Source organism: Phenylobacterium sp., from assembly GCF_030645195.1.
Taxonomy (GTDB): Bacteria; Pseudomonadota; Alphaproteobacteria; order Caulobacterales; family Caulobacteraceae; genus Phenylobacterium.
Genome location: NZ_JAUSLW010000128.1, coordinates 37,987 through 56,774 on the forward strand (window position 1 = coordinate 37,987; position 18,788 = coordinate 56,774).

At 70.8% G+C, this 18,788-nt stretch carries 13 protein-coding genes; 4 read left to right on the plus strand and 9 right to left on the minus strand.

The window, feature by feature from the left end:
- Window positions 1-130: 130 nt before the first annotated feature.
- From Q7T09_RS11040 to Q7T09_RS11050, 3 genes are read right to left on the minus strand one after another with little or no spacing between them, the layout of a single operon-like run.
- Entirely contained in the window at window positions 131-1,108 is a 978-nt protein-coding gene (locus Q7T09_RS11040) for a transglutaminase family protein (RefSeq protein ID WP_304699663.1), read from the minus strand.
- Entirely contained in the window at window positions 1,108-2,046 is a 939-nt protein-coding gene (locus Q7T09_RS11045) for an alpha-E domain-containing protein (RefSeq protein WP_304699665.1), read from the minus strand. The genes Q7T09_RS11040 and Q7T09_RS11045 overlap by 1 nt, the downstream gene beginning before the upstream one ends.
- Window positions 2,043-3,455 carry a circularly permuted type 2 ATP-grasp protein gene (locus Q7T09_RS11050; protein ID WP_370689236.1) on the minus strand — a complete coding sequence of 471 codons (1,413 nt, stop codon included), beginning with the start codon at window positions 3,453-3,455 and terminating at the stop codon, window positions 2,043-2,045. The genes Q7T09_RS11045 and Q7T09_RS11050 overlap by 4 nt, the downstream gene beginning before the upstream one ends.
- A gap of 300 nt (window positions 3,456-3,755) precedes the next feature.
- On the opposite strand from Q7T09_RS11050, the gene Q7T09_RS11055 reads away from it, so the two are divergent.
- The 3 genes from Q7T09_RS11055 to Q7T09_RS11065 are packed head-to-tail and all read left to right on the plus strand — an operon-like array spanning window position 3,756 to window position 10,107.
- Entirely contained in the window at window positions 3,756-5,546 is a 1,791-nt protein-coding gene (locus Q7T09_RS11055) for an autotransporter assembly complex family protein (RefSeq protein ID WP_370689235.1), read from the plus strand.
- Window positions 5,543-9,739 (plus strand): translocation/assembly module TamB domain-containing protein, encoded by a 4,197-nt coding sequence (locus Q7T09_RS11060; protein ID WP_304699667.1) that lies wholly within the window; start codon window positions 5,543-5,545, stop codon window positions 9,737-9,739. Before Q7T09_RS11055 ends, Q7T09_RS11060 begins: the two co-directional genes overlap by 4 nt.
- Window positions 9,740-9,741: 2 nt before the next feature.
- Window positions 9,742-10,107 (plus strand): hypothetical protein, encoded by a 366-nt coding sequence (locus Q7T09_RS11065; RefSeq protein ID WP_304699669.1) that lies wholly within the window; start codon window positions 9,742-9,744, stop codon window positions 10,105-10,107.
- A gap of 62 nt (window positions 10,108-10,169) precedes the next feature.
- Here the strand turns inward: Q7T09_RS11065 and moaA are convergent, their stop codons facing one another.
- The 3 genes from moaA to Q7T09_RS11080 all read right to left on the minus strand — a co-directional run bounded on the left by moaA (window position 10,170) and on the right by Q7T09_RS11080 (window position 14,909).
- A complete protein-coding gene (gene moaA / locus Q7T09_RS11070) occupies window positions 10,170-11,159 on the minus strand; it encodes a GTP 3',8-cyclase MoaA (RefSeq protein WP_304699671.1) in 990 nt (329 codons plus the stop codon).
- A 197-nt stretch (window positions 11,160-11,356) separates the two neighbouring features.
- Window positions 11,357-12,544, minus strand: a complete 1,188-nt coding sequence (locus tag Q7T09_RS11075; RefSeq protein ID WP_304699672.1) for an NnrS family protein — start codon at window positions 12,542-12,544, stop codon at window positions 11,357-11,359.
- 148 nt (window positions 12,545-12,692) lie between these two features.
- Window positions 12,693-14,909 carry an adenosylcobalamin-dependent ribonucleoside-diphosphate reductase gene (locus Q7T09_RS11080; protein ID WP_304699673.1) on the minus strand — a complete coding sequence of 739 codons (2,217 nt, stop codon included), beginning with the start codon at window positions 14,907-14,909 and terminating at the stop codon, window positions 12,693-12,695.
- Window positions 14,910-15,093: 184 nt separating this feature from the next.
- Here Q7T09_RS11080 and Q7T09_RS11085 point away from each other — a divergent pair, with 184 nt between their 5' ends.
- Window positions 15,094-15,702 carry a hemerythrin domain-containing protein gene (locus Q7T09_RS11085; RefSeq protein WP_304699675.1) on the plus strand — a complete coding sequence of 203 codons (609 nt, stop codon included), beginning with the start codon at window positions 15,094-15,096 and terminating at the stop codon, window positions 15,700-15,702.
- A 17-nt stretch (window positions 15,703-15,719) separates the two neighbouring features.
- Here Q7T09_RS11085 and Q7T09_RS11090 read toward each other — a convergent pair whose 3' ends face one another.
- The 3 genes from Q7T09_RS11090 to Q7T09_RS11100 are packed head-to-tail and all read right to left on the minus strand — an operon-like array spanning window position 15,720 to window position 18,761.
- Complete coding sequence (locus Q7T09_RS11090; protein ID WP_304699677.1) at window positions 15,720-16,907, minus strand: molybdopterin molybdotransferase MoeA; 1,188 nt, start codon at window positions 16,905-16,907, stop codon at window positions 15,720-15,722.
- On the minus strand, window positions 16,904-17,443 hold the full coding sequence (gene moaB / locus Q7T09_RS11095) for a molybdenum cofactor biosynthesis protein B (RefSeq protein ID WP_304699679.1): 540 nt from the start codon (window positions 17,441-17,443) through the stop codon (window positions 16,904-16,906). The genes Q7T09_RS11090 and moaB overlap by 4 nt, the downstream gene beginning before the upstream one ends.
- Window positions 17,444-17,471: 28 nt before the next feature.
- Window positions 17,472-18,761 carry an acyl-CoA dehydrogenase family protein gene (locus Q7T09_RS11100; RefSeq protein WP_304699681.1) on the minus strand — a complete coding sequence of 430 codons (1,290 nt, stop codon included), beginning with the start codon at window positions 18,759-18,761 and terminating at the stop codon, window positions 17,472-17,474.
- Between the last annotated feature and the right edge of the window lie 27 nt (window positions 18,762-18,788).

The window sequence follows — 18,788 nt, forward strand, 5'->3', positions numbered from 1 at the left end:
GACACGGTCATGGTCTTGCGAATGGGCATGAGGCGACGCCTCCAGGGAGCCACCCTGTGTCAAGGATTGACACGGCGATTGGTTCCACCCTGACGGGCGGGTGTTGGCGCCTCGCCTTAAGGAGGCCGGCCTACTGCTGTTGTTGCTGTTGCTGATCGTACTGCAGTGACCCGGGCGCGGCGCGTCGGCGGCCCGTGCGGTTGAAGGACGGCTGGGCCACCCGGATGAACTCAGGCTCGGTGAGCGCCGCCCGCGCCCGGCGCACCGACACCCCCACCGCCAGTTGGCTCTCGGCCTCGCCCTTGTAGACCCCCCGCGACGGCGGCACGTCGTTGTAGTCCCGGCCCACGGCGGCGGCGATGTGGCGCTCTCCGGCCTCGACATTGTTGGTGGGGTCCAGACCCACCCAGCGTAGGGAGGGCAGGAAGACCTCCACCCAGGCGTGCGTCGCGTCCGGGTCGGAGCGGTCCCCGCCCTTGCGGTCGGTGAACAGGTAGCCCGAGACATAACGCGCCGGGATTCCCCAGGAGCGACAGATGGCGATCATGATGTGGGCGAAGTCCTGGCAGACGCCGCGCTTGGCGTTCAGCGCCAGGTCGATGGGGCTCTCGGCGTCGGTGACGCCGGCCTCGTAGCCGAAGGACTGGTAGATGATGGTGGAGAGCTCGCGCACGGCGGTCAGCGGGTCGCGCACCCGCAGCTGGTCGATGCCGCTCTCGGCCACGAAGGTCCTCAGGGCCTGGGTTTCCACCGCGAAGCCGTGATGGTGCAGGAAGTCGAAGTTCTCGCCGCGCACGAAGTCGCTCTTCAGCCGGTCCCACTCGCCGGTGTCCAGGGCGATGGGGAGGGCGGCCGGCGCCTGGGTCTCCACCGCCGAGCGGGCCAGGATGCTCAGCCGGTCATGGGGCTGGGGCACGTCGAAATGGTAGACGGCGTTGCCGAAGGCGTCGGCGTAGGAGAACAGCTGGGCCGGCGGGTCCAGCTCCAGGTCGAAGCTCACCAGCCGCTGGCGGGCGCCCTTCTGGGGCTGCATCCACAGCTCCATGACGCTTTCGCGCACATTGGCGGCGTAGTGGTACTGGGTGACGTGGCGCACTTCCAAAAGCATCAGGCTGGCAACCGCATCTCGAGGGAATAGGCGACGAAGGTGTCGTAGATCGCGGTGTGGATCGCCTGGCACTCGTCCAGCACGGTCGACAGCAGGGCGCCGGCGCCCACCAGCTCCATGTTCTCCACGTCGGCATATTGCAGGCGGGCCTTCAGGCGACCGGCCAGGCGCTCGGGCCCGGCGTGACCGGCGTCCACATAGCGGCTGGCCGCCGACAGGTGTTCCTCGATGCGGGCGGTGGAGAAGCGGATCGAGCGGGGGAAATCCTCGTCGAACATCAGGAATTCCAGGATCAGCTCGGGCCGCACGTCGGCGGTGTAGCGCCGCAGATAGGGCTCCAGCGCGCAGCTCATGCGCAGCAGGCTGGTGAGCGCGAAGTGGTCGGTGAGCGGCCGGCGGCGGTCGCCGAAACAGACCTCCAGCAGGCGGCCGATCAGCTGGGCCCGCTCCAGATAGACCCCCAGCAACAGGAACCGCCAGCCCTCGCCGTGGCTCATGGTGGCGTCGGCGGCGCCCTTGAACAGGTGCAGGTCGGCGATGATGTCATGTAGGAAGGCCGAGGAGCCGTCGGCGAACTGCTTGGCCGCCCCCGGGCCGGTGACCCGCAGATAGATCAGGTTGAGCCGTTCCCAGGTCTCGCTGGTGATCTGGTCGCGCACCTGGCGGGCGTTCTCCCGGGCGCGGGACAGCGAGGTGGTGATCGAGCCGCCATCCTCCCGGTCCAGAGCCAGGGACAGGGCCGCGTCATAGGGCGCATTGGCCTTGGAGGGATCGTTGTCGCCCACGGCGGCCAGGACGATGCGGGCCACCTGGCTGGCGGCCTCGGTGCGATCGAGGGTGGCGTTGAGCATCACGTCCGACAGGCGGCACATGTGCTCGGCGCGCTCCACATAGCGCCCCATCCAGTAGAGGCTGTCGGCCACGCGGGCGAGCATCATGGCTGAACGTCCTTGCTGTCGCCGGCCAGGATCCAGGTGTCCTTGGAGCCCCCGCCCTGGCTGGAGTTCACCACCAGGGAGCCCTTCTTCAGGGCCACGCGGGTGAGCGCCCCCGGCGTCACGATGATCTTCTCGCCCGACAGGATGAAGGGCCGCAGGTCGACGTGGCGCGGGTCGATCTGGCCGTCGATCAGGCAAGGCGCGGTGGAGAGCTGGATGGTGGGCTGGGCGATGTAGTTGGCCGGATCGGCTCGCAGGGCGTCGGCGAAGTCGCTGCGCTCCTGGGCGCTGGCGTGGGGCCCGATCAGCATGCCGTAGCCGCCGGACGCGCCGACGGCCTTGACCACCAGCTTGTCGAGATTGGCCAGCACATGGCTCAGCTGGGCCGGCTCGCGGCAGAGGAAGGTCTCGATATTGGGCAGGATGGCGTCCTCGCCCAGGTAGTATTTGATGATCTCCGGGACATAGGCATAGACCGCCTTGTCGTCGGCCACTCCGGTGCCCGGCGCGTTGCAGATCACCACATTGCCGGCCCGGTAGGCGTTGAACAGGCCCGCGACCCCGAGGCCTGAGTCTCGGCGGAAGGTGAGGGGGTCGATGAAGTCGTCGTCCACCCGCCGGTAGATCACGTCGATGCGCCGCAGGCCGGTGGTAGTCCGCATGTAGACCATGTTGTCATGGACCACGAGGTCGCGGCCCTCCACCAGGGGCGCCCCCATCAGCCGGGCCAGATAGGCATGCTCGTAATAGGCCGAATTGTAGACCCCTGGCGTCAGCACCACGACCTGGGGATTGGGCCGCCAGTCGGCCGCCATGCCCTTAAGGGTCGAGAGCAGCAGGTCCGGATAACGGTCGATGGCCCGCACGTTGGAGGCGCGGAAGGTGCCTGGGAAGGTCCGTTTCGAGGCCTCGCGGTTGGCCAGCATGTAGGAGACGCCGGAGGGCACCCGCAGATTGTCCTCCAGCACGGCGAAGGCGCCGTCCGGCTGGCGGATCAGATCCGAGCCGCAGACATTGGCGTAGGCTTGGTGCGGCACATAGAGATTCTGCATCTCCCGCCGGTAGGAGGGGGCCATCAGCACCAGCTCGCGCGGCACCACCCCGTCCATCAGGATCTGCTGCTCGCCATAGATGTCGGCCAGGAACATGTTCAGGGCCCGCAGGCGCTGGGTCAGGCCCTTCTCGATGGTCGCCCATTCCTCGGCCGGGATGATCCGGGGCAGAAGGTCGGTGGGGATGATCCGTTCGGTGGAGCTCTCGGCCCCGTAGACGGTGAAGGTGATGCCCTGCAGCAGGAAGAACCGCTCCAGTGTCCTCTGCCGCTCGGACATGTCCTCCTGGGCCAGGGTGGCGATGCGCTGATCGAGGGCCGCGTAATGGTCGCGCACGTCGCCGGACGCCGTGATCATCTCGTCATAGGGCGTCGCCGCCCCGGATGGCGGCTCTACGGCGTTGGTGTCACCCGTTCTTCGCGCCGTCGCCACGCCCCACTCCACCTTGAGATAATCCTTCCGCCGCGACCTGGTTCCGACCCTAGGGAGCGCCTTGGCCAAAGGGGCGGCTTTTCGGAATCGGCGAGCGTCGTGGCGGGGACTGCCCACTATTTGGGCAGGCTTCCGCCTGGTTTGAAAGCACCTTCCGCGCGACGGGCGGGGTGACAATCTTAGGCGACCCGCTGTAGACCCCAGGACGGGGGCGGCAGGGGAATCTTGACGTTGGGACGACTGGTCTTCGCCGTCGCCGCCTCGGCGGCGCTTTGCGCTCAGGGGGCGGCGGGTTCCGCGCGCGCCGCGGCGCCGAAGGCCGCCGTCGAGGGCGAGCTGAGCGACAGCCTGCGCGCCGCTATTGGCGTCGCGGTGGGCGAGACCGACAAGCCTATCGAGAACCGCTTCGAAGCCCGCCGCCGCGCCCGCGAGGCCGCCGAGGACGCCGTCGCCGTCCTGCGCTCGGAGGGCTACTACGCCAACGCCGTCGAGGCCGACGTCACCGAGACCGAACCGGCCCAGCCCATCGTGCGGGTGACGCCGGGCCAGCGCTTCCGGATCCAGGATCCCAAGGTCGAGTGGATCGCCCCCGAACCCGATCCCGGCGTGCAACTGGCCGGGGAGGCGGTGATGGGCCTCGCCAACGGTCAGGCCGGCCGCGCCGCCGACGTCCTGGGCGCCGAGGGCCGCATCCTGGCCGCGGTCCAGAAGCGCGGCTATGCCGATGTCGCGCCGGGCGAGCGCCAGGTGATCGTCGACCACGCCGACCAGTCGGTGCGGCCCACCTTCCGCATCGTCTCGGGCGAGCTGGTGCGCCTGGACGGCGTCGAGCTGGTGACGCCGGGCCGCACCAACACCGCCTGGCTGAAGAACCTGGCCCCCTGGAAGGTCGGCGACGCCTACGATCCCGACGACGTCGGCGAGCTGGAGCGCCGGCTGCTGGATACCGGGGTCTATGACAGCGTTACCGTCGCCCTGGCCGGCAAGGAGAAGGCGACCCCCGACGGCCTGCGTCCGGTCATCGTCAGCATCGCCGACCGCAAGCGCCGGACCCTCGAACTGGGCGCCAGCTATTCCACCAGCGAGGGCGCCGGCGCCGACGCCCGCTGGACCCGCTACAACGTGCTGGGCCGCGCCGACACGCTCTCCTACTACGGCCGCGCCTCGACGGTGGACAGCCGCCTGGGCGCCGAGCTGACCCTGCCGCACTGGCGCCGCGCCCAGCAGACCCTGAAGGGCCAGGCCGGCCTCTACCGCGTCCGCACCGACGCCTATGACGAGACTGGGGTCGGGGTCCGCGCCGACGTGGAGCGGCGCTACGGCAAGACCTCCTATGTCACCGTGGGCGCCTCCCTGGACTACAGCCAGACGCAGGAGCGGCAGGCCGGGACCCTGTCGTCGCTGGGCCGCAAGCTGGTGACCGCCTCGGTGCTGGGGGCCATGGCCCTCGACCGCTCCGACGATCCGCTGGATCCCAAGCGCGGCTGGCGGGTGGAGGCGCGGCTGGAGCCGACCCTGATCGTGGGCGCCGACACCCTGCCGTACCTCAAGGCCCAGACCCAGGGTTCCATCTACGTCCCCTTCGACGAGAAGGGCCGCACGGTCCTGGCCGGCCGCCTGAAGGCGGGCTCCATCGTCGGGGGCCTGATCCCGGAGGTCCCGGCCTCCCGGCGGTTCTATTCCGGCGGCGGCGGCTCGGTGCGCGGCTACGCCTACCAGGCCATCGGTCCGCGCCTGGCCGACAACACCCCGCAGGGGGGACTGGCCGTGCTGGAGGCCTCGGTGGAACTGCGCCAGAAGATCGGCAGGCGCTGGGGCGTTGTGGCCTTCGTGGACGCCGGTTCCGTGGGCTCCGACCAGATCCCCAGCGGCAAGGACCTCAGCCTGGGGGCGGGCCTGGGCGTGCGCTACGACCTGGGCTTCGGCCCCATCCGCGCCGACATCGCCATCCCGCTGGAGAAACGCCGGGGTGACGCCCCGTTCCAGGTCTATCTCAGCATCGGACAGAGCTTTTGACCGGCCCGTCAGACATCGAGGAGACCGTCGCCGAGGTCGCCCACGAGGTGGCCGAGGAGGTGGTGAAGGTCGCCAAGAGCCGCGGCCTGCCCAAGGCCATCGTCGCCATCTGCGCCATCATCGCCATCGTCCTGGGCGGCGTCCTGCTCACCACCCGCTATGGCGTCCTGCTGCCCCAGGGGCGGCTGCTCATCGAGGCCCGCGCCAATGGGCTGAAGCTCGGCCGCTTCGGCAAGCTGCGGATCGAGGGCCTGGCCGGCGACGTCTGGCGCGACTTCACCATCGCCCGGCTGACCATCTCCGACGAGAAGGGGATCTGGCTCGAAGCCAGGAAGCTCGAAATCTCATGGCACTATGCTGAACTCCTTACGCGAAACTTCCATGCCGAGACGGTCACCGCCCAGCAGGTCACCGTCCTGCGCCGCCCGACCCTGACGCCCAAGCAGAAGTCGCGTGGCCTGCCGGTCTCCTTCGACATCGACCTGATCCAGGCCCGGCTGGAGATGAAGCCCGCCTTCTCCTCGGTGCGCGGCGTGTTCGACCTCACCGGCGACCTCGATGTCCGCCGCGCCGGCGGCGGCCAGCAGGGGATGATCTCCGTCCGCAGCGTGCTGCATCCCGGCGATCGCCTGGCGGTCCAGTTCGACGTCAACAAGAAGCGGCCTCTGCTGCTGGTGGCCAACGCCCACGAGGCCCAGGGCGGGGCGCTGGCCGGCGCCGTCGGCCTGCCCGCCGACCAGCCCTTCGACCTCCAGGTCAGCGCCACCGGCAAGACCTCGGAAGGCCGCCTGATCGCCTTCGCCAGCTCCGGCGTCACCAAGCCCATCGACATCCAGGGCGCCTGGACCCCGAAGGGCGGGGAGGCCAGCGGCAAGATCCTGCTGACCGCCTCGACCCTGACCCGCAAGCTGGCCGCGCGGCTGGGGCCCGAGGCCCTGTTCGTCCTCACCGGGACCCGGGCCGAGCCCGCCCTCTACGACCTGTCGGCCCGCGCGACCTCGGCCAACCTCGCCGTCACCGCCAAGGGCAAGGGCAATCTCGGCGAGCGCCGCCTGGGGCCCAAGGGCCTGGCGCTGACCCTGGACACCCCCAACCTGTCGCAGATCAGCGGCGGCCCCCAGATGGGCCCGTCCCGCGCCGTCGGCGTGCTCACGGGGACTCTCGACGACCTGCGCTTCGCCGGCGATGTGGCCATCACTGGCTTCAAGCTGGGATCCTACGGCCTGGATCGGATCACCGGTCCGCTGCAGCTCACCCGCAAGGCCAAGGTCTGGGGCGTCAAGGCGACGGCCACGGGCGCGGGCGGGCAGGGGACCGGCCTGCTGGCCGCGGTGCTCGGCGCCAAGCCGGTGGCGACCTTCGATGGCCAGCGCCTGGCCGATGGGCGGCTTGCCCTGCGCGATCTCCAGGCCACGGGGGCGGGGCTGAAGGTCCAGGCCAGCGGCGGCCGCGGTCTGATCGGCGGCCTCAACTTCAAGGGTCGCGCCGAGGTCTCGAACCTGGCCGCGGCCCGGCCCGGCGCCAGCGGCTCGGCGCTCGCCACCTGGAGCGCCACCCAGTCTGGCCCCGGTAAGCCCTGGACCCTGTCGGCCGACGCCAAGGGCGCCAGGTTCGCCTCCGGCTACGCCGAGCTCGACCGCCTGCTGGGCGGCGCCCCCAGCCTCTCGGCCACGGGCAATATCGAGGGCGCCAAGCTCTCCCTGGCCAGCGCCGACCTCAAGGGCGCGGCCGTGAAGGCCTCCGGGGCCGGGGTGCGCGAGGCCGACGGCGCCCTGAAGTTCAAGCTGGACTGGACCGCCGACGGTCCCTTCCGCGCCGGTCCTGTGGAGATCACCGGCAAGGCCAAGGGCTCGGGCGCCATCACCGGAACCCTGGCCGAGCCCCGCGCCGACCTGCTGGCCGATTTCGACGCCCTCGACGTGCCCCGCCTGCCGCTCAAGGCCGCCCACATGACGCTCACCTTCATGCGCCGCCCCGACGGCTCCAGCGGCCTGGTCACCCTGGCGGCGGCCAGCGCGTACGGGCCCGCGGTGGGCAAGGCCGCCTTCCGCTTCCCGCAGGGCGGGGTGGACCTCAGCGACCTGGCGGTGGACGCCGGCGGGCTGAAGGCCTCGGGCGCGCTCTCCCTGCGCCGCAGCGCCCCGTCGTCCGCCGATCTCAAGATCGCGCTTTCCAAGGGCGCCTTCCTGGCCGCCGGAACCGTCACCGGGGCGGTGAAGATCGTCGACGCCCCAGGCGGCCCCCGCGCCAGTCTCGACCTGCGCGCCGAGAAGGCGATTCCCCCCGGCGCCCAGCTGGAGATCCGCACCGCCCACGTCACCGCCGATGGCCTGCTCGCCCGGCTGCCCTATCAGGCCCAGGCCGCGGGGATGTCGCGCAACGGCGGCTGGAGCCTGGATGGCCGGGGCCTGCTCACCGACACCAAGCCCGGCCGCCTCCTGACCTTCGACGGCCAGGGCCGCTACGGACGCCGCGACCTGAAGACCGTGGAGACCGCCACCTTCCGCTTCGGCGGGCCCGAGCGCAGCGCCCGGCTGCGGCTGGCGGCCGCCGAGGGCGGTCAGATCGACCTGGACGCCAAGCTGGCCGGCGACAGCGCCGAGGTCCGCGCCCAGATCCGCCAGCTGGGCCTCGGTTTGTTCAACGAGGACCTCACCGGCAAGGTCGACGCCAGCCTGTCCCTGTCGGGCCGGGGCGCCCGCCTGGACGGCGTGATGACCGCCAGGCTGGACGGGGCGCGGGGCCGGGGCTCGCCGACCTCCCAGGGCCTGGACGGCACGCTGAACGCCCGGCTGGCCGACAGCAGCATGACCCTCGACGCGGCCTTCACCAATCCTTCCGGCCTGAAGGCCAACGCGAATCTGGTGTTGCCGGCGGAGGCCTCGGCCGCGCCCTTCCGCGTCGCCATCAATCGCCAGAAGCCGCTGCGCGGCCACGTCTTCGCCGACGGCGAGGTCAAGCCGCTCTGGGACCTGCTGGTGGGCGGGGAGCGGGAGCTGGCCGGCCGCGTGCGCCTGGACGGGACCCTGAGCGGCTCCCTGGCCGACATCAGGACCCGGGGCGAGGCTTCGGTGGATGACGGCCGGTTCTCCGACGGGGCGACCGGTCTGGTCCTGCGCGAGGTGGTCATGCGCGCCACCCTCACCGACAACGTGATCAATGTGACCCGCGCCACCGGCGCCGACGGCCATGGCGGCTCGGCCACCGGCTCGGGCCGGATCAGCCAGGACGGGGTCAGCACCTTCAAGCTCGACCTCATAGGCTTCCGGCTGATCGACAACGACCAGGCCACCGCCTCGGCCAGCGGCCAGGTCACCCTGGACCGCGACGCCGGCGGCAAGGTCCGCCTGGCCGGCAAGCTGCTGGTGGAACGCGCCGACGTCTCTGCCCGCACCCCGACCCCCTCCGGCGTGGTCCCCATGGACGTCATCGAGGTCAACAAGCCCATCGACCTGGGGACGGCCCAGCAGGCCGTGGTCCGCCAGGGGTTGGGGATGAATCTCGACGTCACCCTGACCGCCCCGCGCCGGATCTATCTGCGCGGCCGCGGCCTGGACGTGGAGCTGTCCCTCGACGCCCATGTCGGCGGCACCACCAACAAGCCGGTGCTGTCGGGCGTCGCCCGCGTGGTGCGCGGCGACTACGACTTCGCCGGCAAGCGGTTCGAGTTCGACCAGCGCGGCGTGGTCTATCTGGCCACCTCGCCCCGCGACATCCGCCTCAGCCTGTCGGCCACCCGCGACGACCCGGCGCTGACAGCCGTGGTCAGCATCCGCGGCACGGCGGCCAAGCCGGAGATCACGCTCACCTCCACCCCGGTCCTGCCCAATGACGAGGTGCTGTCCCAGGTGCTGTTCGGCCGCTCGGCCTCGCAGCTCTCCCCCCTGGAGGCCGCCCAGCTGGCCTCGGCGCTCTCGTCCCTGGCCGGCGGCGGCGGCTTCGACGTCATCGGCAACCTGCGCACCTTCGCCGGCCTCGACCGCCTCGCCCTGGGGGGCGGCGGCGAAAGCGGTATGACAATTTCCGGCGGCAAGTATCTGACCGACGACGTCTATCTGGAACTCACCGGCGGCGGCCGCACCGGCCCCTCGGCCCAGGTGGAGTGGCGCATCGGCAAGAACCTGTCCATCATCTCCAAGCTGGCCGGCCAGGGGGACGGCAAGCTCGCCGTGCGTTGGCGCAAGGACTACTGAAGATGCGGGCGGTTGTGATCGGGTCGATCCTGCTGGCGCTCGCCGCCTGCGACAGGCCGCTGAAGCCCCCGACCCACACCGGCGTCTGCTGGCGGCTGGCCGAGGGCATGAACGGCGCCCAGGACTTCAAGCCCATGACCAACAGCGTCGAGAACCTGCAGGCCTGCGCCGTCCAGCTCGAGGGCCTGCGCCTGAAGCACAAGATTCCCATGACCGGCGCCTATCAGGGCCAGATCATCTTCGTCACCGACCAGGAGATCAGCGCCGCGGCCAGCACGAAGGCCAGGCGCTACCCCCTGTTCACGCCCGAGCAGCGGGCGGAGATGGATCGCGGCTTGGAGCTGCTGCTGGAGCAGGAGGGGCGCTAGGCGTGACAGCCTGAAGTGGCTGCCGGTTCAGGCGCCCGTCACGCTCTACACATTAACAGGCTCTAGCCCCCAAACTGCGCCAGGTTGCGGGTGTCCCCCGCTTGGCCGCGGGCCAAGTCATGGCCGCTGGCCTTGCCCGTCAGGGCCTGGGCGATCCGCGCCTCCAGCTGGTCTGAAGCCCCCGCCCCCGCCTCGGCCGCCAGCAGATCGCGCAGATCCACCCCGCCCTGCCCGAACAGGCACAGCCGCAGGAGGCCCTGGGCGGTGACCCGCAGGCGGTTGCAGCCGTCGCAGAACCCGGCGCCATAGGGGGCGATCAGGCCGATCCGTCCGGCGAAGTCCGGATGCTCATACTCCGTCGCCGGGCCATCGTCGGAGGCCCGCGCCCGGGCGCTCCAGCCCCCCCGCGCCAGCCAGGCCTTCAGGCTCTCGCCGCTGACATGCTGGTCGGCGAAATAGGCGGCGTTGTCGGCCGTGCGCATCAGCTCGATGAAGCGGACGGCCACGGGACGCCGGCGGACGAACTCGGCGAAATCGGCGAAGCCGTTCTCCAGGCTGTCCCGAAGCAGAACCGCGTTGACCTTCACGCTCGGGACCCCGATGGCCAGGGCCTGGTCCAGGCCGGCCACCACCTGGCCGAGGCGGTCGTGGCCCGTGAGGCGGGTGAAGGCGTCTCGGTCCAGGGTGTCGATGGAGACATTGAGATTGGTCAGGCCCGCGGCGCGCCAGCCGGCCACATGGCGGTCCAGGTTCCAGCCGTTGGTGGTCATGGCGACCTTGGCGATCCCGGGGACCTCGGCGACCCGGGCGATGATCTGGCCGATGTCCTTGCGAACCGTCGGCTCCCCACCGGTCAGCCGCACCTTTTCGATCCCCAGCCGCTGGAAGGTGGAGGCCAGGGCGCCGATCTCGTCGACGCCGAGGAAGGCGGGCCCGGCGATCTTCCGATAGCCGTCGGGCAGGCAGTAGGTGCAGCGGAAGTTGCAGACCTCAGTCACCGAGAGACGCAGGTAGCGGAAGCGGCGGCCGAACCCGTCGATCAGGGGGTCCATGGGACAGGTTCCTCACGGGACAGAAGAGGCGCCGGTTTCCCGGCGCCCCAAGACCCGGCGGTTCGCCGGTGTCGACGTCACCCAAGCCGACGCCGGAGGGAGGAATGGCGTCGCGCACAACGGGCGGATCAAGGGTGAGCCTAGGGGGCCGCGGTCGCCCTGGGTATGACGGCTGAGGGCCCGCGCCTTGACTTCGGTTAAGCCGGCATGGCCCCGCGACGCGGACGGGCGGGCCAGCCCAGCAGCATTGGCCCATAGGCCAGGGCGAAGCCGCCATAGGCGGCGCTCCACAGGACGCCGGAGGTCGCCAGCAAGACCGGCGGCCCGCCGAAGCCGGCGCAAACCCGCACCAGGGCCCCGGTGTTGACCAGCAGATAGATGGCCAGCGTCCAGCCGTCGGCGACCAGGGGCCGCCCGCTGTGGCCGCGGGTGGCCCGGGTCATCATGGCGAGCGTCATGACCCCCACCGCGCCGGCGGTGAGGGCGTGGACGCCCCCCGTGCGCGGAACGATGTCGGGCGCCAGGATGGTGAGGCCGATCAGGATCAGGCCGACCCCCAGCCAGGCGTAGCCAAGGTGGAGGACCCAGACCAGGGGCTCGGTCAGGGTCCGCAGGCCCTGCCAGCGCGCCAGGCGGGCCAGGGCCGCGAGACCCGAAGCGGTCAGCAGCGCGCCGGCCAGGGGGGTTTCGGGAGCCGCCACCCAGGCGGCCACCGCCAGGGTGGTGAGGATCAGGGCGGCCATGTCGGCCCGGTCGGCGGGGGCGGGCAGCGGGCCAGCGTCACGCTGGCTCAGCCAGTTACGGGTGAAGCTGGGGGTGACCCGGCCGCCGATCAGGGCGATCAGCAGGGCGATGGCGCCGAGCGCGGCCCGCTGGCCTGCCGCCTCCGGCGCCAGGGCGCCCAGGTGGAAGGCGATGTTGGCGCAGGCGAGCACGGTGACCAGGCCGCAGACGGCCAGATTGCGCCAGTTGCGCCCAGCCAGGACCTCGCGCCAGACCACGCCTGCGAACACCACCAGGAAGGCGCTGTCGATCACGCTGGCCCAGACCCCCAGTTCGATCGCCGCCAGCATGGCCAGGCGTCCAGCCAGCCACAGGGCCGCCAGGGCCGCCAGCGGCGCCCCCATCACCGGCATGCGGCCGGTCCAATTGGGGACGGCGGTCAGCAGGAAGCCGGCGACGATGCCGGCCAGCACCCCGAACAGCATCTCGTGGATGTGCCATTCGCGGGAGAGCGCGGCCCAGGGCAGATAGCCGGTGAAGGACAACAGCCAGAGGGGGACAACGAGCGCCGCCCAGATCGAGGCGGCGAGGAAGAAGGGGCGGAAGCCATAGCTGAAGAGCTTGGGCCCCCGGTAGGCGCGCCGATCGGCGGCGGTGGCCATGACGGACTCCGGACGTTTTCTTATGTTTGGAGCGTGACGGACGCCTGAACCGGTATCCACTTCAGGCTGTCACGCTCCAGGGGACAGGCCCTCCTTCTAGCCCCGTCTCCGCCCGCCGCGCTTGTCGGACATCAAGCGCCGGCGCAGCTCACGCGCATTTGGAGTAGCCGCAGCCGAAACAGGTGTCGCAGCCCTCCTTGCGGACGAGTTCGAGCCCGCCGCACTGCGGGCAGCAGGCCTTGCCGGAGGTGTGCGCGTGAGGAACCGCCGCGGCATGGGCCGGCGCGGCGGCGGCCTCGATCCTCAGGTGGCGCTCGATCACCCCGCCGATGGCCGCCGGCAGCGAGGGCACGTAGCGCCCGTCGATCCAGCCGCCGCCGCTCGGATCGAACACCGCTTTCAACTCCTCGGCCACGAAGGAGACGTCGCCGCCCCGGCGGAACACCGCCGAGATCATCCGCGTCAGGCCCAGCGTCCAGGCGTAGTGCTCCATGTTCTTGGAATTGACGAAGATCTCGAAGGGCCGCGGCCCCTCGCCGGTGTCGGCGTCGTTGATGGTCACATAGACCGCGTGCGCGCTCTGGGGCCATTTGATCTTGTAGGTGGCGCCTTCCAGGACGTCGGGCCGGGGCGAGAGCTTTGGCTCGGGCGCAGGCGCCGCTTCTGGCGCGGGGGCGACCGACAGCACCGAGCCGGTGACGGCGTTGGGCCGATAGGTGGTCAGGCCCTTGCAGCCCAGGCGGTAGCCTTCCAGGTAGATCTGCGAGAAGTCGGAAAAGGCGATGTCTTCCGGGCAGTTGACGGTCTTGGAGATGGAGCTGTCGATGCAGGCCTGGGCCGCGGCCTGCATGCGCAGATGGTCGGCGGGCGTCAGGTCCTGGGCGCTGACGAACAGCTCCGGCGGCGGCGGGGCGTCGCCCTTCAGCCCCCGCCAGACGGCCAGGGCATAGTCCTCCACCTGCTCGTCGCGCGACGACCCGTCGGGCTGACGCACCTTGCGGGTATAGGCATAGGCGAAGACCGGCTCGACGCCGGAGGAGACATTCCCCGCCAGCAGCGAGGTGGTGCCCGTCGGCGCGATGGAGGTCAGGCAGCCGTTGCGCAGCCCATGCCGGGCGATCAGGGCGCGGGTCTCCTCGTCCAGGCTCAGCAGGTTGGGTCGGTCGAGGATTTGCGGGTCGTAGAGCGGGAAGCAGCCCTTCTCGGCGGCCAGCTGCGCCGAGGCGCGATAGGCCTCGCGCTTGATCACTCCAAGCCAGCGCTGAGTCAGGGCCACGGCCTCGTCCCGGCCATAGCGGGCGCCGCAGAACAGCAGGGCGTCGGCCAGGCCGGTGACGCCGATGCCGATCCGCCGCTTGGCCCGGGCCTCGGCGGCCTGGGCCTCAAGCGGGAAGCGCGAGATGTCGATGACATTGTCCAGCATGCGCACCGCCGTCCGGGTCAGTCCGCCCAGACGCGCCTCGTCCAGCACCGCGGCGTCGGAGAACGGCGCCTCCACCAGCCGCGCCAGGTTGAGGGATCCCAGCAGGCAGGCGCCATAGGCCGGCAGCATCTGCTCGCCGCAGGGATTGCTGGCCAGGATCTCCTCGCAATAGGCCAGGTTGTTGTTGGCGTTGACCCGGTCGATGAAGATCACGCCGGGTTCGGCCGCGTCGTAGGTGGCGGTCATCAGCCGCGCCCAGAGGTCGGCGGCCCGCACATTGCGGTGGACCTTGCCGTCGAACACCAGCGGCCATTCGGCGTCCGCCGCCAGGGCCTGCATGAAGGGGTCGGTCACCAGGACCGAGAGGTTGAAGTTGCGCAGGCGGCCAGGCTCGCGCTTGGCGTCGATGAAGGCCTCGATGTCGGGGTGGTCGATGCGCAGGCAGCCCATCATCGCCCCGCGGCGCTGGCCCGCCGAGAGGATGGTGCGGCACATGGAGTCCCACACATCCATGAAGCTGAGCGGCCCCGAGGCGTCGGCGCCGACGCCTCGGACCAGGGCCCCGCTCGGCCGCACGGAGGAGAAGTCCATGCCCACCCCGCCGCCCTGCTGGAGGGTGACGGCGGCCTCGCGGACATGCTCGAAGATGGCGCCCAGGTCGTCGGGGATCACCCCCATGACGAAGCAGTTGAACAGGGTCACCGACCGCTGGGTGCCGGCCCCCGCGAGGATGCGGCCGGCCGGCAGGAACCTGTAGTCGGTCAGGGCCTCCATCACCTCGGCGCGGAAAGCCTCGCGGCGCTCGGGCGCCTCGGGCTCGCTTACCGCGCGGGCGACACGGGCCCAGGTCTCGTTGAGGGTGGCGTCCCCTCCCCCGCCGGGCGGGGCGAAGCGGTACTTGCTGGACCAGATTTCTCCGGCGAAGGGATTGTCGAAGGCCATGGCGGTCTCTCTGCGTGGGAGAGCGAGGCTGTCCGATTCCCTGCGGCGTCCCGGACGCGCAATGGGTGTCGCAGGCCGCCAAATCGGCCAGGCCTCCACTTGGCGAAGATCAAGCCAGCGTCCGGCCACGTTCAATGCGCGCGCGACGAGGGCGGCCTAGGCTGACCTCATTGAGGAGGCCGATATGATCCCGATCCCCACCCCCGGACTCAACCTCTGGGCCCGCGAGCTGGTCAAGCGATCCCCCGAGGCCAATGACATCTTCCGCGTCCAGGGTCCCCTGACGACAGTGGAGAAGCTTGAGCGCGACCTGACCCTGGCCGGCCGGGGCGACAAGGCCGCCCACCGCGCCGTCGCGGGGCTGATCGAGCACATCCTGGAGCGTTATCACGAGACCCATCGCCGGGAGTTCCCCAAGGCGATCGATCTGGCGCGCACCGTCGAGCGAGTCCACGCCGCCGATCCCGCCTGCCCCCGAGGCCTCGCCGACCACCTGGCGATCATGTCCGACGACCTGGAGGGCCACCAGCGCAAGGAGGAGAACATCCTCTTCCCCACCATGCTGGCCGGCTCCTGCGGCGTGTTGCGCTTCCCTATCTCGCGCATGATGTCCGAGCACGGCGACGTCTATGAGCAGCTGGCCCGCCTGGAGACCCTCACCAAGGACTTCACCCCTCCTCAGGGCGCCTGCCAGACCTGGCGCGCGCTCTCCCAGGCCTGCCGCAAGCTCGACCGCGACCTGCGCGAGCACATGCGCCTGGAGAACGACGTCCTCTTCCTTCACTTCCTGTGAGCCCGGCCTGAGGCTCTTCAGAAATCGAGAACCTCGACCCTGTCCCCAATCGCGGCGGCGGGGTCGCCGGGGCGACGGCGGATGAGCGCGTCGGCAAGGGCCAGCGCCTTCTGCGACGAAGAATCCTGGTCCGGCAGGGGCGCGACACCAGCTGGTGTGTTCCGCGCCCGCACGAAGGTTTCCCGATCGCCGCACGCCGCCAGGGCCAAGGCCAGGGGCGCCTCGCGCCAAGCCAGGGCCCGGTTCGGATCCTGCCCGCCCAGGCCCGCGATCAGGGGCGCCAGCAGCAGGCGCGCCGTCACCAGGGCCGCGGTGGGATTGCCGGGCAGGCCCACCACCAGCCTGCCGCCGGCGCGTCCGAGCCAGACAGGTTTTCCGGGCTTGATGGCCACCTTGGCGAAGGCGCAGTCCAGGCCGAAGGGCGTGAACATCGCCTTGGCGTAGTCCCGCTGCCCGACCGAGGCCCCGCCGGTGACCACCACCAGGTCGGCGGCCCGCAGGGCTTCGCCCGCCGCCGCCTGCAAGACGGACAGATCATCGCCGGTCCGCCGACGCCCGATCACCTCGCCGCCCCAGGCGCGGACCAGGGCGGCCAGACCGAAGGAGACGCTCTCGGGGATCGACGCCCCTCCGCCCGGGCCATGCCCGGGTTCATGCAATTCGTCGCCGGTGCTGAGGATCATCACCCTCGGCCGTGCCACCACCTCAAGTTCGGCCAGGTCGGCGGCGGCCGCGGCGACCAGGCGCTGCGGGGTCAGGCGCAGGCCCGCGGCCACCAACTGGTCGCCGGCCTGGAAATCACAACCGACGGCGCGAAGGTGCCGCCCCCCGCACGGAGCTTGCGGAAAGAAGGCCAGTTCGCCCTCGTCGCCCACCGCCTCCTGCATGACGACGCGGTCGGCCCCGGCCGGCACGGGGGCGCCGGTGAAGATCCGCACGCAGGCGCCGGGCGCGAGCGGGCCGTCGAAGCCTCGGCCCGCGAAGGCGGTCCCCATCACCGGAAGCCGGACGGCGCCCAGGGAGACATCGGCCTCCCGCACCGCATAGCCGTCCATGGCCGACACCGCCGCGGCCGGCGACGCGTGGCGCGCCAGGAGGGGCGCGGCCAGGACCCGGCCGTCGGCCTGGTCGAGCCTCACCCGTTCGCTCGGGAGGGCGCGGGCCAGACCCGCGACCAGGGCCGTGGCGTCGTCGAAGCTGATCAATTGCAGACGCCCCGATAGCGCGGGATCTGGCCCACCAGGGAACAGGGGCGGAAGCGGCTGTCGAACTCCTCGGCCAGCACCAGGTCCCAGGCATCCTTGCAGGCGCCGGTCGAGCCGGGCACGCAGAAGATGAAGGTCTCACCGATCTGGCCGGCCAGGGCGCGCGACTGCAGGGTCGAGACCCCCACCGTGTCCCGGCTGGCCTGGTGGAACACCACCGAGAAGCCGTCCATGGTCCGGTCCAGCAGGGGCTGGACCGCCTCGGGCGTCACGTCGCGCGGCGAGAATCCGGTGCCGCCGGTGGTCAGGATGACGTCGACCTCGGCCGCCGCCGCCCAGGCGCGGACCTGGGCCGCTATGGCCTCCACCTCGTCGGCCACGATGGCCCGACCAGCCAGGACGTGACCGGCGCTTGTCAGACGATCGACCAGCAGGCCGCCGGAGGTGTCGGTGACCTGGGTCCGGGTGTCGGAGATGGTCAGGACCGCGATGTTCAGCGGGTGGAAGGGCAGCCGCTCGTCGATGCCGGTCTTCATGGGAGATCAGGTTCCAGAATTTGTGGGTCTAGGCCGGCTTCGGGACCTGCCCGGCGTCCAGCGGCGCCCCGTCGCGCCAGGCCCTCAGGCGGGCGCCGTGGCGGCCCATCTCCAGCTTGGCGATGGCCCGCTTATGCACCTCGTCGGGGCCGTCGGCGATCCGCAGGGCGCGCATGCCGGCATAGGCCCGGGCCAGGCCGAAGTCCTCCGACATCCCCGCCCCGCCGTGGGCCTGCATGGCGGCGTCCAGCACCTTCAGGGCGGTGCGCGGCGCGGCCACCTTGATCATGGCGATCACCAGCTGGGCGGCCTGGTTGCCCACCTTGTCCATCATGTCGGCGGCCTTCAGGCACAGCAGCCGGGTCATCTCGATCTCCAGCCGCGCCTCGCCGATCCGTTCCTCCCAGACCGACTGGTCGGCCAGCCTCTTGCCGAAGGCCACGCGGGAGAGCAGGCGGTCGACCATCTTCTCCAGGGCCACCTCGGTGGCGCCGAGCGCGCGCATGCAGTGGTGGATGCGGCCGGGGCCGAGCCGCCCCTGGGCGATCTCGAAGCCGCGCCCCTCCCCCAGGATCAGGTTCTCCACGGGAACGCGGACGTCGCGCAGCATCACCTCGGCGTGGCCGTGGGGGGCGTCGTCATAGCCGAAGACCGGCAGCATGCGCACCACCTCGAAGCCCGGCGCGTCGGTGGGGATCAGGATCTGCGACTGCTGGGAATGGCGGGCGCCCTCGGGGTCGGTCTTGCCCATCAGGATGGCGAGCTTGCAGCGCGGATCCCCGATGCCCGACGACCACCACTTGCGGCCGTTGATGACGTAGCTGTCGCCGTCGCGGCGGATCGAGGTCTGGATGTTGGTGGCGTCGGAGGAGGCCACGTCTGGCTCGGTCATCAGGAAGGCCGAGCGGATCTCGCCGTCCATCAGGGGACGCAGCCACTGGGCCTTCTGGCGGGCCGAGCCGTACTGGCGCAGCACCTCCATGTTGCCGGTGTCCGGCGCCGAGCAGTTGAACACCTCCGAGGCGAAGCCGACCCGGCCCATCTCCTCGGCGCACAGCGCGTATTCGAGGTTGCTGAGGCCCGGCCCCTTGAACTCGTCGTCGTCCTGCTCCGACGGATTGAGGAACAGATTCCACAACCCCTCGGAAAAGGCGCGCGCCTTCAGTTCCTCGACGATCGGGATGACGCTCCAGCGGGCCGCGCCCTCGCGGTCGGTCTGCTTCTGATAGACCGGGATGGCGGGATAGACGTGGGCCGCCATGAAGGTCCGCACGCGGTCGCGCCACATGGTCTCACGCTCGGAAAGGCCGAAGTCCATGGGCAGGCTCCCTCAAGGTCGATGGCA

Excerpts from the sequence above, each read along its gene's own strand:
- Q7T09_RS11085 (WP_304699675.1), top strand. The coding sequence starts at position 15,094 with ATGATCCCGATCCCCACCCCCGGACTCAACCTCTGGGCCCGCGAGCTG.
- Q7T09_RS11100 (WP_304699681.1), bottom strand. The coding sequence starts at position 18,761 with ATGGACTTCGGCCTTTCCGAGCGTGAGACCATGTGGCGCGACCGCGTG.
- Q7T09_RS11040 (WP_304699663.1), bottom strand. The coding sequence starts at position 1,108 with ATGCTTTTGGAAGTGCGCCACGTCACCCAGTACCACTACGCCGCCAAT.
- Q7T09_RS11045 (WP_304699665.1), bottom strand. The coding sequence starts at position 2,046 with ATGATGCTCGCCCGCGTGGCCGACAGCCTCTACTGGATGGGGCGCTAT.
- Q7T09_RS11065 (WP_304699669.1), top strand. The coding sequence starts at position 9,742 with ATGCGGGCGGTTGTGATCGGGTCGATCCTGCTGGCGCTCGCCGCCTGC.
- Q7T09_RS11080 (WP_304699673.1), bottom strand. The coding sequence starts at position 14,909 with ATGGCCTTCGACAATCCCTTCGCCGGAGAAATCTGGTCCAGCAAGTAC.
- Q7T09_RS11050 (WP_370689236.1), bottom strand. The coding sequence starts at position 3,455 with ATGATCACGGCGTCCGGCGACGTGCGCGACCATTACGCGGCCCTCGAT.
- moaA (WP_304699671.1), bottom strand. The coding sequence starts at position 11,159 with ATGGACCCCCTGATCGACGGGTTCGGCCGCCGCTTCCGCTACCTGCGT.
- moaB (WP_304699679.1), bottom strand. The coding sequence starts at position 17,443 with ATGAAGACCGGCATCGACGAGCGGCTGCCCTTCCACCCGCTGAACATC.
- Q7T09_RS11075 (WP_304699672.1), bottom strand. The coding sequence starts at position 12,544 with ATGGCCACCGCCGCCGATCGGCGCGCCTACCGGGGGCCCAAGCTCTTC.